A 16690-nucleotide genomic window follows, 5' to 3' on the forward strand; every position below is an offset into this window, starting at 1 on the left:
CCCAAAACCGCCCCACGAGGGCGCTTGGCCTGCTCAACTTTGTTGCAGGAAGTTCCGCACGACCATTGCGCAAAGGAGGCCGTCGTGAGACGAGCGCGCCCGGGGGCGACGTCCCGAGGGTCGGCGGAGCGGGCACTGACCAGCGTCGCGGCCGGCGAGTCGTACCAGGGCAGCGGGCAGGAGGAGAGCGTCGTGACGGAGGAAGGCCCCCGCCTCTGGCATGTCACTCTCAGCGTCTCCGGCGCCGACGCGCCCCTCACCGAGGTTCGGCGGGGACTCGAACAACTGGCGCACGACCATCCCTTTCTGCTGACGAGCCGGTACGCCGTCGACCATGCCGAGATCCGCTACTGGGAAGAGGCCCGCGACCTGCACGACGCGGCCGCCGTGGCGCTGCGCCTGTGGGGCGAGCACCGCCAGAGTTCCCAGCTCCCGCCGTGGGAGATCGTCGGCCTCGAGGTCATCGACCGCGACACGTACCACCAGCGCATAGCCGAGGGCTACGGGCCCCTGCCGGCCACCCCGGTCGGCGTACACCCGTTTTAGGTCACATCTCAGGGTTCGGAACAGCCGCCGGACGGCCCCGGCGCGCCCACTACCCTGCAGATATGACCTCGCTCTCGCCGTACGACTCGATGACCCCCGTCACCCAGGCCGCCTACCGCGCCCGGTCCGCGGCCGGCGTGATCGCCCCGCTGCCGCGGGCCGCGAAGGACGACGCTCTCGCCGCGATCGCCGACGCCCTCGAAGTGCGCACGGCCGAGATCGTCGAGGCGAACGCCAAGGACATCGCCCGCGCCCGCGAGGCCGGCACCGGCGAGTCGGTCATCGACCGCCTCACGCTCACGCCCGAGCGGGTCCGCGCCATCGCCGCCGACGTGCGCGACGTCGTCGCCCTGCCCGACCCGGTCGGCACGGTCGTCCGCGGCAACACCCTCCCGAACGGCATCGACCTGCGCCAGGTCCGCGTCCCGCTCGGCGTCGTCGGCATCATCTACGAGGCCCGCCCGAACGTGACCGTGGACGCCGCCGCCCTCTGCCTCAAGTCGGGCAACGCCGTTCTCCTGCGCGGAAGTTCGTCCGCGTACGAGTCCAACACCGCCCTCGTGCGGGTGCTGCGCGACGCGGTCGGCGGCTCCGGGCTGCCCGCAGACGCCATCCAGCTCGTGCCCGGGGAGAGCCGCGACTCCGTCAACGAGCTGATGCGGGCGCGCGGCCTGGTCGACGTCCTCATCCCGCGCGGCGGCGCCTCCCTCATCAAGAACGTCGTCGAGAACTCGATCGTCCCCGTCATCGAGACCGGCACCGGCAACTGCCACGTCTACGTCGACGCCCACGCGGACCTCGACATGGCCGTCGACATCCTGATCAACTCCAAGGCGCAGCGCCCCAGCGTCTGCAACGCCGCCGAGACCCTCCTCGTCCACCAGGACATCGCCGACGCCTTCGTGCCCCGCGCCCTTGCGGCCCTCGCCGAGGCCGGCGTCACCGTGCACGCCGACGAGCGCGTCCTCGCGTACGCCGAGGGCTCCAAGGCCACCGTCGTCGAGGCGACCCCCGAGGACTGGGAGACCGAATACCTCTCGTACGACATCGCGGCCGCCGTCGTGCACTCCCTGGACGCCGCGGTGGAGCACATCCGCCTCTGGTCCTCCGGCCACACCGAGGCCATCGTCACCACCTCGCAGCAGGCGGCCCGCCGCTTCACCCAACTGGTCGACTCCACCACGGTCGCCGTGAACGCCTCGACGCGCTTCACCGACGGCGGCCAGTTCGGCTTCGGCGCCGAGATCGGCATCTCCACCCAGAAGCTCCACGCCCGGGGCCCCATGGGCCTTCCGGAGCTCACGAGCACCAAGTACATCGTGACCGGCGACGGCCACACCCGGTAGTCGCGGGCATGCGGACGGGAACAAAGGGAATTCCCGCACCGACTGCCCAAAACGACCCCCCAGGTCTACTCTGGACGCGTGCCGGAGGACGTGGGGGGCACGCCGTTCCCTGACGGCTGGGAGCCCGACGACGACCGCGACCGCGGGGGTGCGGACGAAGAGTTCGCCTCCGTGGTCTTCGACGAGGACTTCGTGAAAGCCGCCGAGGTCCATGAACCCACCGCGGTCGAGCGGCTGCTCGCCGCGGCGCAGGCGCGCGCCGAGGCCCAGGAAGCCGAGGCACGAAGGGCCCGCACGCGTGGCTCCGCGGTCGACGACGACCTCTACGACGACGGGTACGGCCCCGACCCGCGAGGCGGCTACGCCCACGGCCCGGACGTGGACGACCTCTACGACCCCGATGTCGACGAGGACGGCTACCCGCGCCCCGGCGCCGCGAAGGTGCGCTGGCGCCGCCCCGTCGCCTGGCTGCTCGCCCTCGTCATGGGCATCGGCATGGTCGCGCTCGCCTTCACCGCCGTCTACCGCGGCGCCTCGTCGGGCGGCCGCCAGGACCGGGTCCCGCCGCCCGCGACGACCGAGCTGGAGAAGGGCTTCCCGATCACCCCCAGCGCCTCGGCCGACTACTCCCGGCCACCGGTCCCCGCGACCCCGCGGACCCCCTGACCACGGACGGGTACACCCCGTGAGCACAGGGTTGAGAACCTGTCGGAAGTTGTCGTGTACCAGGGCGTTTACCGGACCCCCGGCAGACCTACTCTGAAGGTATGGGCGAGCCAGGAGACCCACCGGAGGGGACCCCCGAGAGCGCTCCCGGCGGTGGTGGCGAGGACGAGTACCGATCCGTCGTCTTCGACGAGTCGTTCATCCGCGCTGCCCGGCTCCAGGAGTTCTCCGCGCAGGAGCGCATCACCGACCACGCGCCCGCCGTACGCCGGCGCCCCGGACTGCGCCGCGGCTTCACCCGGCAGGCCGTCATCCTCGTCATCCTGATCGTTGTCGCGTTCGGCACCGCGATCTACATGGGCGTACGCAACCCGTACCAGAGCCCCGCCACCGCCCGCCGGCCCGAACCGCTGCGCATGACCGTCATCCCGCTCTCGCCGCAGGGCAAGGTGCCCGGCGCCGCCTCGGTGTCCCAGCTCTACGAGCACAGCCCCGCCGCCGAGTTCAGGACGGCCGCCGAAGGCATCAACCTGCCCCCGGAGCAGCACACTTCGCACTTCTCCGAGAGCCAGGTCTACGCCGCCCTGACCACCGTCAAGGACTATCTCGTCGAGTCCTCGCTCGACCCCGACGTGCTCACCGGGAAGGCCGTGCGGCCCGTGCGGATCCTGCTCGACCCGCAGCAGCTCGACCAGTTCGACCGGAGCTTCGACCGGCCCGCCGCCGACGGACGGCACGAGGCCACCGGCTGGCTCGTCCGCTTCGACCCGAAGCAGGCCGAGCTCGCCGACACCGGGATCCGCGTCCAGGGCACCCTGCGCGCCACGGAGTCCGACGCGGACATCCTCGAGGTCGTCTCCAACCACACCTTCGTCTACGCGCTGCGCCCGGCCGGCGCCGCTTCCGACGCGAAGGCGTCCCTGTTCACCGTCCGCCGCGAGCTGCACTTCCGCTTCGACCGTGACGACCTGCGCATGCACCAGGCCGAGGTGCTCGTCAGCTATACGCAGGCCGGGCCGCTGTCCTGCTCCGTCGACTCGGCCGCCCATCTGCACCCGCTGCTCGCGGGGCAGGCACCGAAGGAGGGCGGCCCGGCCGGCACCGACCCGTACGCCACGGGCGGCACCGCCTCGCTGTGCGGTGCTCTCTCGCCGGGCGCCCAGCCTTCGCTCTGAGCCGCGCGGGACCTACTTGCCGTCCTCCGGCGTCCCGTGGTTGCCCGTGTTCGCGCCGCCGTTGCCGCCGCCGAACTTCCCGCGCAGCTTGCCGCCCAGGTCGCCCGCGCCGCCCGCGATGTCCGTGACCAGCTTCATCAGCGGGTCCTTGGAGTTGCGCATGTTGTCCGCGTAGTGCGAGGCCGACTGGCGGAACGAGTCGGTGACCGAGGTGTCCTTGTCCTCGGTGCGGCGCGGGTAGTGGCCGTCCATGATCCGCTGGTAGTCGCGGGTCGCGGCCCACTTCTTCAGCTCGGCCGCGCGGACCGTGGTGAAGGGGTGCGTACGCGGCAGCACATTGAGGATCTTCAGCACGGAGTCGCGCAGGTCGCCCCCGGCCTCGTACTCCTCGGCCTGCTTGAGGAACGCGTCCACGTTCATCTCGTGCAGATGGTTGCCGCCCGCGATCTTCATCAGGCCGCGCATCGACGCGTTGAGGTCCTGGCCGACCAGCAGGCCGGCGCGGTCCGCCGACAGCTCCGACTTGCGGAACCACTCGCGCAGCGCGGTGACGATCGTCATGATCGCGAGGTTGCCGAGCGGGATCCACGCGACGCGGAGCGCCAGGCTGGTCAGGAACAGCAGTATCGTCCGGTAGACCGAGTGGCCGGACAGTGCGTGGCCCACCTCGTGGCCGACGACCGCCCGCATCTCCTCCTCGTCGAGCAGCTCCACCAGGCCGGTCGTGACGACGATGATCGGCTCGTCCAGGCCGATGCACATCGCGTTCGGCTGGGGGTCCTGGTTGACGTACATCGGCGGGACCTTCTCCAGGTCCAGGATGTAACAGGCGTCCCGCAGCATGTCGTTGAGGTGCGCGAACTGGTCGTCGGAGACCCGGACCGAGTCCGACAGGAACAGCAGGCGCAGACTGCGCTCGGGCAGCAGCCCGCTGAGCGCCTTGAACACCGTGTCGAAACCGGTGAGCTTGCGCAGCGCCACCAGGGCCGAACGGTCCGCCGGGTGCTCGTACGCCCGCGAGGAGATCCCCTCGAAGCGCCGCCGCTGCCTGCTCGGTACGTGCTCGCGCTGGTCGTCGTTGCCGTCGTTGACGTCGGGCATGCGTCCCCCATGTTCGTGTGCCGTCGTGTTCGGTTGTGCCCCCGAGGAGGTCTCCACAGTAGGCGGAGATACCGTGGCGGGGCAGCACACTGAAGGAGCGAAACGCCATGGAGCACACACCCGACGCAGCCTGGCTCACCCAGGCGGTCAGCGCCGCAGCCTCCGACCAGCAGGGCGCGGGCAATCTGCTGCGCATCGTCATCGTCGTGGGCTTCCTCGGCAGCGTGTTCCTGGGCTGGTTCCTGCTGCGCGGCTACAAGCGCGACGACTGACAGCGCTGCGGGACGGACGCGCGTACGGCAGAGTCGGCGTGATCGCCGAGGACACCCCCGCATACGATGAGCGGGAAGTCTTTATCCAGACCTCATGTCACCACCCAGATCCCGACTCCCCATCCCGTCTCACCCGGATAGGTCCTGCTGACGATGAGCCTCCACAGCACCGCTGCCCAGCTGGCCACCCTCGCCGCCGAGGGCGGCGAGCACGGCGGCAACCACCCGAGCCTCAGCCCCTACCTCACCGGCGGCGGCGCCCTGTTCCTGCTGCTGCTGATGCTGTGGATCGTCACCCGCTTCAACCGGGACCGCTAGACCCTGACGGCGAAGGCACCCCGACCGGGCCAGTAGGCTCTGCACGCATGGGAGAGCAGGACATGCCTACCGGCCCGGTGAACGGCCCGGCCGGCGGCCCGGATCGGGCCCGGATCAGCACCGCCAAGCGGCGTCTCGGCGTCATGGGCGGAACGTTTGACCCGATCCACCACGGACACCTGGTGGCGGCCAGCGAGGTCGCCGCGCAGTTCCACCTCGACGAGGTCGTGTTCGTACCCACCGGGCAGCCGTGGCAGAAGGCGGACCGCTCTGTCACTCCGGCCGAGGACCGCTATCTGATGACGGTCATCGCGACCGCCGAGAACCCGCAGTTCTCGGTGAGCCGTATCGACATCGACCGCGGCGGGCCGACGTACACCACGGACACACTGCGCGATCTGCGCGCGCTCAATCCGGACTCGGACCTCTTCTTCATCACCGGCGCCGACGCCCTGGGTCAGATCCTCACCTGGCGGTACACGGAAGAACTGTTCTCCCTGGCGCACTTCATCGGGGTCACCCGGCCGGGCCACCCGCTGACCGATCCCGGTCTGCCGGAAGGCGGCGTCTCGCTCGTCGAGGTGCCGGCCCTCGCCATCTCGTCCACGGACTGCCGTGCGAGGGTCGCCAAGGGTGCCCCCGTCTGGTACATGGTCCCGGACGGTGTGGTGCGCTACATCGACAAGCGCGAGCTGTACCGCGGCGAGTGAGCCGAGAGGGGCACCGGTGAACGACCGATACGACGGTTACTCGGGCAGTTACTCGGGGGACGCGTCCAACACGTCCGACCAGTACGAGCTCGTCGGCTACGACGAGTACGGGCAGCCCGTGTACCGGCAGGTGCCCCAGCAGCCTGCGCAGTACGAGTACCCGCAGCAGTCCCAGGACCAGGGCTACGGCTACGACCCGTACGCCACCGGCCAGCAGCCGCCGGTGCCCTCGTACGACACGTACGACCCCTACGGGGCGGGTGCGCCCGCGCAGCAGGGACCGCCCCCTTCCTACGACCCCTACGGGACCGCCGCGGGAACGGGGCAGCAGCAGCGGGTCGAGGAGCAGACCGCGACCGCCCACATCCCGGCGCAGGCCGCTCCCCGGACCGAGCCCGCCGCGCGCGATCGACGTGACGGGGCGCCCGAGTACCAGACCGAGCAGTTCTCCTTCGTCGAGGAGCCGGACGAGAACTCCGAAGACGTCATCGACTGGCTGAAGTTCACCGAGTCGCGCACCGAGCGCCGCGAGGAGGCCCGCCGCCGCGGCCGCAGCCGGATCGTCGCCCTCGTCGTCGTCCTCGTGCTCTGTGTGACCGGCGGCGTCGGCTACCTCTGGTACGCGGGCAAGCTGCCCGGCTTCGGCTCCAAGGACTCCGGCAAGGGTGCCGCCGACACCGCGGGCCCGCAGAACCGCGACGTGATCGTCGTCCACATGCACAACACCAAGGGCGGCGGCACCTCCACCGCGCTGCTCGTCAACAACACCACCACCAAGCAGGGCACCACCGTCCTGCTCCCCAACTCCCTTGCCCTGACGGACGACGAGGGCAGCGCGACGACGCTCGGCAAGTCCGTCGACGGCGACGGGTCCTCCGGTACGCGCGAAGCCATCGACACGGTCCTCGGCACGGACGTCGAGGGCACGTGGCGGCTCGACACCCCGTACCTCAACAACCTCGTCGAACTCGTCGGCAACATCGATATCGACACGAACGCCGACGTCCCCGACCCGGCCGCCAAGTCCGGGAAGGACGGGAAGAAGGCGACGTCGACGTCCCCGCTGGTCAAGAAGGGGAAGCAGCAGACGCTGAGCGGCCCCATGGCGGTCGCGTACGCCACCTACCGCGCGCCCGGCGAGTCCGACACCGCGCAGCTCATGCGGTTCGGCCAGGTCATGCAGGGCGTGCTGCGCAAGCTGTCGTCCGACCCGCACGCCGCCACGGTCACCGTCCAGTCCCTCGCCCAGATCCTCGACCCCTCGCTGGGCGAGAAGGACCTCGGCGCGTTCCTCGCCAAGCTCGCCGACCGGGCCAAGGGCGGCGACTACAAGACCGCGCTCCTGCCCGTGCAGCAGGACGGCACCCTCTCCGAGCAGGCCACCGGCAGCGTCGTCAAGGACGTCCTCGGCGGCACGGTGAAGAACCCCGGCAAGGACGCCTCCGTACGCGTCGGCATCAAGAACGCCACGGGCGTGAAGACCCGCACGGAGAAGGCCAGGGTCACGCTGGTCAACGGCGGCTACACCTTCGTCGACGCCGGGACGGGCACCCCGGCCCAGGCCGCGTCGCAGGTCACGTATCAGGACGACGACCGCAAGCAGGACGCCGTCGAGGTCGCCAAGACCCTGGGCCTGCCGACGAGCGCGGTGCGCAAGGGGAAGACCGTGGCGAACGCGGACGTGTCCGTGGTCCTCGGGCAGAACTACACGGGCGGACAGTAGGCGCGCGCCCGGCCGCGGGGGCGCGCCTGTCCGGCCGGGCAATCCAGTAAGGGCCGTCGGCGGTCCGTGAGACCCTTGGGGTATCCCTTCAAGGGATTACTGCCCGCCGACGGAAAGCCTTGTAGTGACCGCCACTGACCGCTCCATCGAGCTCATCACCGCCGCCGCACAGGCGGCTGCCGACAAGCTCGCGCACGACATCATCGCGTACGACGTCAGCGATGTGCTGTCGATCACCGACGCCTTCCTGCTGGCCTCCGCGCCCAACGACCGCCAGGTCAAGTCGATCGTCGACGAGATCGAGGAGCGCCTGAACAAGGAGCTCGGCGCCAAGCCGGTCCGCCGTGAGGGCGACCGCGACGCCCGCTGGATCCTCCTCGACTACGTCGACATCGTCGTCCACGTCCAGCACAGCGAGGAGCGCGTCTTCTACGCCCTCGAGCGCCTGTGGAAGGACTGCCCCGAGCTGGAGCTTCCCGCGGACGCCAAGGCCACCCGCGGCAAGGCGGCGGAGCACGCCCAGGCGACGCAGGCCGCGGAGGAGGCCGGGGAGCTTCGCGAGCTGGGCGGAGAGCTGCGTTGACCGCCGCGGGGGCCGGCACCGGACCGGCCGGGGGACCGGCCCGCGGACGGCGCGTCATCCTGTGGCGCCACGGCCAGACCGCCTGGAACCTGGAGCGCCGCTTCCAGGGCTCCACGGACATCGGCCTGACCGAGGCCGGCGTCGCCCAGGCCCGCCGGGCCGCCCGGCTGCTCGCCTCGCTGAAGCCGGACGCCATCGTCGCGTCCGACCTCAGCAGGGCCTCCGCCACGGCCGCCGAGCTGGCCGCGCTCACGGGCCTCGACGTCACGCACGACGAGGGCCTGCGCGAGACCTACGCCGGTGAGTGGCAGGGCCTCACGCACGACGAGATCATCGCCCGTTACGGCGACCAGTACGCCGCGTGGAAGCGCGGCGAGCCGGTGCGCCGCGGCGGCGGCGAGCTCGAGACGGAGGTAGCCGACCGGGCCGCTCCCATCGTGCTCGGTCACGCGGAGAAGCTGCCGCAGGACGGCACACTCGTCGTGGTCAGCCACGGCGGCACGATCCGCACCACCATCGGGCGCCTCCTCGGTCTCGAGTCCCACCACTGGGAAGGCCTCGGCGGCCTCTCCAACTGCTGCTGGTCCGTCCTCGGCCAGGGCGCACGCGGCTGGCGGCTGCTCGAGCACAACGCGGGCACGCTCCCGGAGCCGGTGCTCGGCGACGACGACTGAGCCCCCGACGGGGGCCGGACGGCCGGATTTCACTTTCCGGCAGGTCGCAGGCTAAAGTTCTTCTTGTTCGCAGCCGCGCAGAGCGGGGAGAACGCAAGGGGCTATAGCTCAGTTGGTAGAGCGCCTGCATGGCATGCAGGAGGTCAGGAGTTCAATTCTCCTTAGCTCCACAGTCGAAGCGTCCGCTTCACAAAGATCCCGTCCGGGTAAGGGCGGGATTTTTTGTTACCCGGCACACTCTTTCCAACTGCCTTGAGGCGCTTGGTGTCCCGGGGGCGTATAGGTCTGCGGATGTGGTCCTCGTGTGTCGGTGTGTGCGTAAGTGCTGGCCGGAGCGGGCGAACTCGGCGCCGTGTCCGGACCGGTACGCATGCGTCGCTGACCGTGATGCTCCGGCCGTGGCAGAATCGGACGGCCGGTAGAGGGCCGCGTCCGAACGACGAAGTCGGCCCGACGGGAGGGAGAACGCGATGCCCGCGCGCATCACCGAGGCGGCCGACCGCCCCCTCGGCGTGACAGTGAGACCGGCCGAAGCAGCCCATTCCGGGCAGCACGTTCCTTCCCCCTCCTCTTCTCCGTCTACTTTCTCTTTCCTCGACTGTCCGTCCTGCGGCTCCTTCCACGTCGCGCAGATGCTCGGCGACAACGGCGGGATCTCGTACGTGTGCACGGCCTGCGGCCACAGCTGGAGCTGATCGATGGGTGCACACAGGAGGAAGTGCGACTGGTGCGGCAGCGGCACGCCCATCGTCAGGGACATGGAGCCGGTCAACCCCGACTACCAGTACTGGTGCGAGGAGTGCGCGCGGGCGCTGATCATAAAAGGCGACCCGATCGAGACGTATCGGGAACTGGAGGGTGAGCCGATCTACGGCCGGCTGCTCGACGAGCACTGCACGCTCAAGCGGTTCTATTCGTTCGCCACGGCCTGAGGGTGCCTTAAATTCGGGCAAATCGGGCCAGGGTGGAAACGATTTGGTGATGCACCGGGTGCCCGGTAATGTTGGCGTCGCCGCCGGGGAAACCGGGCGACACAGTGAACATGCGGCTCCGCCGCATGGACGCGAGGGGCTATAGCTCAGTTGGTAGAGCGCCTGCATGGCATGCAGGAGGTCAGGAGTTCAATTCTCCTTAGCTCCACAGTAGATGGACATGAAGACGGGCCACCCGAACAGGGTGGCCCGCTTTCGTATGCCGTCACGCAGCGCCCGCGGGCGTCAGCCGCGCCCGCTGCCCAGGGCCCTGCGCCCGCGGCCCGGCGGGAGCGCGGGCGGCAGGGCCGGACGGGCCGGAGCCGCCGCCGGGTCCTCCTCGATACGCAGCGCCAGCGCGGGGCACCGGCGCACGGCTCGTACGGCGCGCGCCTCCGAATAGCGCGCCACCGGGGCCTCCGCCACCGAGGGATAGCCGTCCGGGCCCAGCTGGATCAGCTCCGGGATGATGTCCGCGCACAGGCCGTGGCCCTCGCACAGCGTCCAGTCCACGGCGAGCCGCCGGCCGCTGGGGGACTCGCCCTGCGGCGCCTCCGTGTGCAGCGGCAGCACGCCCTGCACGGGGCGCCCGCAGCCGCCGCCCAGGACGTGCGCGGCGAGATCGTCCGTGAACGCCGAGATCGTCGACTCCAGGAACGCCGCCGAACCGTCCGGGTGCTTGCACGCGCCGCGCCGCTTCACCGCCCTGGTGACCTGCTGGAGGGCTTCGAGGGCGGTGGGGCCGCCGCCGTTCAGTACGTCCTCCAGGCCGCGCGCCGCCGCCGGCAGACCCAGATAGCAGGGACCGCACTGGCCCGCGCTCTCCGAGGCCAGCCACTGCGCCACCCGGAGCGCCTCGCCGAGCGGGCAGGTGTCCGGGCCTATCGGCAGGATCGCGCCCGCGCCGAGCGCGCCACCGGCGGCCTCCAGGGAGGCGCGGGAGACCACCGCCTCCTGCGCAGTGAAGGCGTCGAGCCACTTGCCGTGGTAGCCGCCCGTGAGCACGCCCTGGGGCATCGGCGGGGCGCCCGCGAGCTGGAGCACGTAACTCAGGGGCACCCCCGCCGGGACTTCGAGGACCATCGGGCGGGCGACGGCTCCGGAGACGGTCAGCAGGATCGTGCCGGGCTCGTCGCGCAGGCCCGTGCGGCAGTAGCGCTCGGGTCCGGTGCGGGCCGCTACGGCGAGCTGGGCGAACGTCTCGGCGTTCGACAGCAGCGTGGGCGCGCCGCCCACCCCGGAGTCGGAGGCGCGCACCTTGCGGCCCGGAGGCACCGGGGGGCCGCCGTCCGCCGAGCGGATCAGCGCGGAGGACTCCCCGGTGACCATGCGTACGGGGTTGCGCTGCACGCGCGCGCGGAGCGGGGCGCCACGGCGGTTGGACAGGCCCCTTTCGAGGAGCGCGGCCTGCATGGACGCCTCGGTGGAGTCGCGGGTCACGCCCACCACGAGCGTGCGGGCGCCGAGCGCCTCGGCGACCAGGAGCGCGCCGTCGAGGATGAGGTGCGGGGCGCGGTTGATCAGGACCGTGTCCTTGCGGCAGGCGGGTTCGTCCTCGCTGCCGTTGACCACGACGACGGGGCGCACCCCGCGGCGGATCGCGGACTGGGCGACGGCGCGCAGCTTCTTGGCGAAGGGGAAGCCGGCGCCGCCGCGGCCGCGCAGGGATATCTGCTCGGCCAGCGCGGCCAGTTGCTCGCCGCCCATCGGTTCGAGCGGGCCGTGCACTTTCAGATGCATGTCGAGGTCGAGTCGCTCGACCAGGTCGAAGCCCGAGGTGAGCTGGGGGAGACCGACGACGCGGACTTCGGGGACGTCGGGCAGCGCGGTGTTCACTGAATGCCTCCGGGCGGCGTGTTCCAGGGCTCACCCGCGGCGGGGGCCTGGAACGGGCCGGGCAGCGTTTCGGTGGCGGACTCTTCCTCGAAGCTCGGGATGCCGCCGTAGGGGGTGTCGAGAGTGGGGTCGTACGCCGAGGGGGGTGCCGGGGCGGGCGGCGGCGGGGACGGGGCCGGCCAGCGCTCGGGGGGCTCGGGGTCGACGAACGGGAGGGACTCGGTGGGCTGGAGGTCCAGGAGGGTCAGGGGCTCCCCGGGGGGCGGGTCGCCGAAGAGCGGGTCCACCGGGGCCGAGACCGCGCGGTAGGCGGCCGAGAAGCCGATGCCCGCGGTGGCGGGGCGCGGCTCGAACGCGGGGCGCGCCGGAGCCTCGTGGAGCGGTGGAATGTCGGGGGACGGCATGGGGAGCGGATTTTCGCGCGGCCGCGGCGGAGGCTCGCGGTTCACGTCGAAGCGGGCGTCGGACGGTGCGGGGCGGCCGGAGCCGCCGGGCAGCGGGGATCGGGTGACGTCCCTGCGGCGGGTGCCCTGCGTTCTGCCGTCGCCGTCGAGGAGTGCGAGGACGCGGGCGGCGACCTTGCGCTTGACCGGTCCCGGCGCCGCGCGCAGGGCGACCGCACCGCCCACAGCGACCAGGCACAGGCAGTACAGGACCACCACGTAGGTCTTCGGCTGCCGGCCCGCGTACAGACCGTGGATCAGCGCGGAGCACCAGGCGGGGTAGGCCAGCATGTGCAGGGCGCGCCAGCGGGAGGCGATCTGGGCGGGGGACGCGAAGGCCTTGCGCAGGGCGCCGGTGACGCCGGTGGTGACCATCAGGAGCCCGGCGAGCGAGCCGAGGCCGATCAGGCCCGCGCTGCCGGTCACGCCGAGCCCGAAGGGGATCAGTGCGCCGACCACGGACACATGGTCGAGGGCCAGCTTGACGGTGACGTGCAGGAGCAGGAAGCCGATCGAGGCGACCGCCGTGGCCCGGTGCACGCCCTGGGAGAGCAGGCGCTGGCGCGAGGTCAGGAACAGCCGGTCGGAGGCGACCAGGCCCCAGACGACGGACGCCGTCAGGGAGACCAGGGACAGCACCCCGGTGGTGAAGTCGAGCGCGGCGCGGAAGGCGTCGCTCCCGACGAGGACCACGAGGGGTATCAGCAGCAGTGCCGCCGCGCACAGGGCCCCTCGTGCCGTCCGGCTGGGTGCGGGGGACGGACGGATCCTGCGCCGGGGGCGCCGGGTGTTTCGAAGCTGGGGGAACGGATTCAGCGGTTGCCCGTTCGTCGGGGAGTTCAACGGGGAGTTCAGTGGAGGGTTCATGGGGGCGACTCCGAATGGTTCGGCAAAGTGGTCCCGCTGCCGCACTCTAGGTCGACCCATACCAGCCAGTACGAGGTTTGAGTTATCTCGTTGTTATCTATCGGAGGTGTGGACTTTGTGTTGCCCCGATAGGGGTCGGTACGCGGAGTAACCCTTGGCCCATGCACCTTCCGAAGGCCTCCCGTGGCCCGCCCGCAGCCCTACGAGGGGCTCCCCGCAAAGCCCGTCGCGGCCCGTGTGGGCCCTGCGGTACCCTGACGCCATGCGTGCCGTACGCCTTCTGCTTAGTGAGCCGCGCTGATCAGTCCCGACCGCTGACGAATCGCGGATCGGAATCGGCGCGGCGCCCCCTCCTGTGCGAGGGGCATTTTTGTTTGGCCAGCGCGGTCAGTTCCGTAAGCAGAGACGATCGATGGAGCTTTGAGGATCATGAGCGAGACGAATTCCGCTGCCGCTTCCGAGGTGGCCGCGCCGCACCGCTACACGGCGGCGATGGCCGCCGACATCGAGGCACGCTGGCAGGACTTCTGGGACGCCGACGGCACGTACGAGGCGCCGAACCCGAGCGGTGACCTGGCGGGGGACACCGAGGCGGACCGGGCGATGGCCGCCCGGCCCAAGAAGTTCGTCATGGACATGTTCCCGTACCCCTCGGGCGCGGGCCTGCACGTCGGCCACCCGCTGGGCTACATCGCCACGGACGTCTTCGCGCGCTTCCAGCGCATGAACGGGCACAACGTCCTGCACACCCTGGGCTTCGACGCCTTCGGCCTGCCCGCCGAGCAGTACGCCGTGCAGACGGGCACCCATCCGCGCACGTCCACCGAAGCCAACATGGTCAACATGAAGTCCCAGCTGCGCCGGCTGGGCCTGGGCCACGACAAGCGCCGGTCGTTCGCCACGATCGACCCCGAGTACTACAAGTGGACCCAGTGGATCTTCGTTCAGATCTTCAACTCCTGGTACGACGACGAGGCGAAGAAGGCCCGTCCGATCGACCAGCTGATCGCGCAGTTCGAGAGCGGTGAGCGCGCCGTACCGGACTCCACGCGCGCGTGGCACGAGCTGAACGCGGCCGAGCGGGCCGACGTGCTGAGTGAGTACCGGCTGGCGTACGCCTCCGAGGCGCCCGTCAACTGGTGCCCCGGCCTGGGCACCGTCCTGGCCAACGAGGAGGTCACCGCCGACGGCCGCTCCGAGCGCGGCAACTACCCTGTCTTCAAGGCCAAGCTGCGCCAGTGGAACATGCGCATCACCGCCTACGCGGACCGCCTGCTGGACGACCTGGACGCCCTGGACTGGCCCGAGGCGATCAAGCTGCAGCAGCGGAACTGGATCGGCCGCTCCGAGGGCGCCCGCGTCGACTTCCCCGTCGGCGACGAGGCCATCACCGTCTTCACCACCCGTCAGGACACCCTGTTCGGCGCCACGTACATGGTCCTGGCGCCCGAGCACGACCTGGTGGACCGGATCGTCCCCGCCGCATGGCCCGAGGGCACGCACGACGTCTGGACGGGCGGCCACGCGACCCCCGCCGAGGCCGTCGCCGCCTACCGCAAGCAGGCCGCCTCGAAGTCCGACGTCGAGCGCCAGGCCGAGGCCAAGGACAAGACCGGCGTCTTCACCGGCGCGTACGCGGCCAACCCGGTCAGCGGCGAGCAGGTCCCCGTCTTCATCGCCGACTACGTCCTGATGGGCTACGGCACCGGCGCGATCATGGCCGTCCCCGCGCACGACACCCGCGACTTCGCGTTCGCGCGCGCCTTCGAGCTGCCGATGCGCTGCGTCGTGGAGCCCTCGGACGACCGCGGCACCGACACCTCCACGTGGGACGACGCGTTCGCCTCCTATGACGCGCGGCTGGTCAATTCCGCGAGCGACCAGATCTCCGTGGACGGCATGGGCGTCACCGACGCCAAGGCGCGCATGACGGAGTGGCTGGAGCGCACCGGCATCGGCCGCGGCACCGTCAACTTCCGCCTGCGCGACTGGCTGTTCAGCCGCCAGCGCTACTGGGGCGAGCCCTTCCCGATCGTCTACGACGAGGACGGCGTCGCCCACTCGCTGCCCGAGTCGATGCTGCCGCTGGAGCTGCCGGAGGTCGACGACTACAGCCCCCGCACGTTCGACGCGGACGACGCCGACACGCAGCCCGAGACCCCGCTGTCCCGCAACGACGACTGGGTCCACGTCACGCTGGACCTGGGCGACGGCGCTGGTCCGCGAAAGTACCGCCGCGAGACCAACACCATGCCCAACTGGGCGGGTTCCTGCTGGTACGAGCTGCGCTACCTGGACCCGCACAACAGCGAGAAGCTGGTCGACCCGGCCATCGAGCAGTACTGGATGGGCCCCCGCGAGGGCCAGCCGACCGGTGGCGTCGACCTGTACGTGGGCGGCGCCGAACACGCCGTGCTGCACCTGCTGTACGCCCGCTTCTGGTCGAAGATGCTGTTCGACCTGGGCCACATCTCGTCGGCCGAGCCGTTCCACAAGCTGTACAACCAGGGCATGATCCAGGCCTACGTGTACCGCGACAGCCGCGGCATCGCGGTGCCCGCCGCCGAGGTCGAGGAGCGCGACGGCGCGTACTACTTCGAGGGCGAGAAGGTCTCCCGCCTGCTGGGCAAGATGGGCAAGTCCCTGAAGAACGCCGTCACGCCGGACGAGATCTGCGCCGAGTACGGCGCGGACACCCTGCGCCTGTACGAGATGGCGATGGGCCCCCTGGACGTCTCGCGGCCGTGGGACACGCGCGCGGTGGTGGGTCAGTTCCGTCTGCTGCAGCGCCTGTGGCGCAACATCGTCGACGAGGCGAGCGGCGAGGCCACCGTCGTCGACAGCGAGGACTCCGCCATCGACGGGACCACGCTGCGCGCCCTGCACAAGGCGATCGACGGCGTCCGCCAGGACCTGGAGGGCATGCGGTTCAACACCGCCATCGCCAAGGTCACCGAGCTGAACAACCACCTGACCAAGGTGGGCGGCCCGCTGTCGCGCAGCGTGGCCGAGCGCCTGGTGCTGCTGGTCGCGCCGCTGGCCCCGCACATCGCCGAGGAGCTGTGGCGCAAGCTGGGCCACACCGACTCCGTCGTCCACCAGGACTTCCCCGTCGCCGACCCCGCGTACGTCGTGGACGAGTCCGTGACCTGCGTCGTGCAGATCAAGGGCAAGGTCAAGGCGCGCCTGGAGGTGTCCCCGTCGATCTCCGACGAGGAGCTGGAGAAGGTGGCCCTGGCCGACGAGCGCGTCGTCGCCGCGCTGGACGGCGCGGGCATCCGCAAGGTCATCGTGCGGGCGCCGAAGCTGGTGAACATCGTTCCTGCCTGAGCGACGACCACTCCGTTCAGCCGGATCAGGGTTGTTCCCTACGGGCAGGTTGGGGGTTCCGCTGGAACCTCCGGCCTGCCTTTTCCGTTTACCGTGGAAGAGGCGGACGGACCGCCGACCTTGTCGGGA

General features: G+C 70.8%; 16 protein-coding genes and 2 tRNA genes. 15 read left to right on the top strand and 3 right to left on the bottom strand.

Annotation, left to right across the window (positions count from 1 at the left end):
• The first annotated feature begins 84 nt into the window (after nt 1-84).
• From OG698_RS30250 to OG698_RS30265, 4 genes are all read left to right on the top strand, one after another.
• Nucleotides 85-546 (top strand): hypothetical protein, encoded by a 462-nt coding sequence (locus OG698_RS30250; RefSeq protein ID WP_399978132.1) that lies wholly within the window; start codon nt 85-87, stop codon nt 544-546.
• Nucleotides 547-608: 62 nt separating this feature from the next.
• Nucleotides 609-1892: a glutamate-5-semialdehyde dehydrogenase gene (locus OG698_RS30255; RefSeq protein ID WP_406106765.1), complete on the top strand. Its 1284-nt coding sequence runs from the start codon at nt 609-611 to the stop codon at nt 1890-1892.
• A 78-nt stretch (nt 1893-1970) separates the two neighbouring features.
• Nucleotides 1971-2558, top strand: coding sequence for a hypothetical protein (locus OG698_RS30260; protein ID WP_406106767.1), 588 nt, complete (start codon nt 1971-1973; stop codon nt 2556-2558).
• 101 nt (nt 2559-2659) lie between these two features.
• Nucleotides 2660-3733 carry a hypothetical protein gene (locus OG698_RS30265; RefSeq protein WP_406106768.1) on the top strand — a complete coding sequence of 358 codons (1074 nt, stop codon included), beginning with the start codon at nt 2660-2662 and terminating at the stop codon, nt 3731-3733.
• A 12-nt stretch (nt 3734-3745) separates the two neighbouring features.
• Here the strand turns inward: OG698_RS30265 and OG698_RS30270 are convergent, their stop codons facing one another.
• Nucleotides 3746-4834: a M48 family metallopeptidase gene (locus OG698_RS30270; RefSeq protein WP_406106769.1), complete on the bottom strand. Its 1089-nt coding sequence runs from the start codon at nt 4832-4834 to the stop codon at nt 3746-3748.
• A 107-nt stretch (nt 4835-4941) separates the two neighbouring features.
• On the opposite strand from OG698_RS30270, the gene OG698_RS30275 reads away from it, so the two are divergent.
• The 10 genes from OG698_RS30275 to OG698_RS30320 all read left to right on the top strand — a co-directional run bounded on the left by OG698_RS30275 (nt 4942) and on the right by OG698_RS30320 (nt 10254).
• Nucleotides 4942-5106, top strand: coding sequence for a hypothetical protein (locus OG698_RS30275; RefSeq protein WP_199841791.1), 165 nt, complete (start codon nt 4942-4944; stop codon nt 5104-5106).
• Between the two features lie 153 nt (nt 5107-5259).
• Nucleotides 5260-5424 carry a hypothetical protein gene (locus OG698_RS30280; protein WP_199841792.1) on the top strand — a complete coding sequence of 55 codons (165 nt, stop codon included), beginning with the start codon at nt 5260-5262 and terminating at the stop codon, nt 5422-5424.
• A 47-nt stretch (nt 5425-5471) separates the two neighbouring features.
• Nucleotides 5472-6134, top strand: a complete 663-nt coding sequence (nadD, locus tag OG698_RS30285; RefSeq protein ID WP_399978140.1) for a nicotinate-nucleotide adenylyltransferase — start codon at nt 5472-5474, stop codon at nt 6132-6134.
• A gap of 16 nt (nt 6135-6150) precedes the next feature.
• Complete coding sequence (locus OG698_RS30290) at nt 6151-7857, top strand: LytR C-terminal domain-containing protein (protein WP_406106771.1); 1707 nt, start codon at nt 6151-6153, stop codon at nt 7855-7857.
• Nucleotides 7858-7981: 124 nt separating this feature from the next.
• A complete protein-coding gene (gene rsfS, locus OG698_RS30295) occupies nt 7982-8440 on the top strand; it encodes a ribosome silencing factor (RefSeq protein WP_406106773.1) in 459 nt (152 codons plus the stop codon).
• Nucleotides 8437-9114 carry a histidine phosphatase family protein gene (locus tag OG698_RS30300; protein WP_406106774.1) on the top strand — a complete coding sequence of 226 codons (678 nt, stop codon included), beginning with the start codon at nt 8437-8439 and terminating at the stop codon, nt 9112-9114. The genes rsfS and OG698_RS30300 overlap by 4 nt, the downstream gene beginning before the upstream one ends.
• Nucleotides 9115-9211: 97 nt before the next feature.
• Nucleotides 9212-9284, top strand: a tRNA-Ala gene (locus tag OG698_RS30305).
• A 300-nt stretch (nt 9285-9584) separates the two neighbouring features.
• Nucleotides 9585-9809, top strand: a complete 225-nt coding sequence (locus tag OG698_RS30310) for a hypothetical protein (protein WP_406106776.1) — start codon at nt 9585-9587, stop codon at nt 9807-9809.
• Nucleotides 9810-9812: 3 nt separating this feature from the next.
• Nucleotides 9813-10046, top strand: coding sequence for a hypothetical protein (locus tag OG698_RS30315; RefSeq protein WP_016643127.1), 234 nt, complete (start codon nt 9813-9815; stop codon nt 10044-10046).
• Between the two features lie 135 nt (nt 10047-10181).
• Nucleotides 10182-10254, top strand: a tRNA-Ala gene (locus OG698_RS30320).
• Nucleotides 10255-10331: 77 nt separating this feature from the next.
• Here the strand turns inward: OG698_RS30320 and OG698_RS30325 are convergent.
• Nucleotides 10332-11921 carry an NADH-ubiquinone oxidoreductase-F iron-sulfur binding region domain-containing protein gene (locus OG698_RS30325; protein WP_406106778.1) on the bottom strand — a complete coding sequence of 530 codons (1590 nt, stop codon included), beginning with the start codon at nt 11919-11921 and terminating at the stop codon, nt 10332-10334.
• Nucleotides 11918-13057: a cytochrome b/b6 domain-containing protein gene (locus OG698_RS30330; protein WP_406106780.1), complete on the bottom strand. Its 1140-nt coding sequence runs from the start codon at nt 13055-13057 to the stop codon at nt 11918-11920. The genes OG698_RS30325 and OG698_RS30330 overlap by 4 nt, the downstream gene beginning before the upstream one ends.
• Before the next feature lie 603 nt (nt 13058-13660).
• On the opposite strand from OG698_RS30330, the gene leuS reads away from it, so the two are divergent.
• Complete coding sequence (gene leuS, locus OG698_RS30335) at nt 13661-16561, top strand: leucine--tRNA ligase (protein ID WP_406106782.1); 2901 nt, start codon at nt 13661-13663, stop codon at nt 16559-16561.
• Nucleotides 16562-16690 lie beyond the last annotated feature (129 nt).

This window comes from Streptomyces sp. NBC_01003 (assembly GCF_045162695.1).
Lineage (GTDB): Bacteria > Actinomycetota > Actinomycetes > Streptomycetales > Streptomycetaceae > Streptomyces.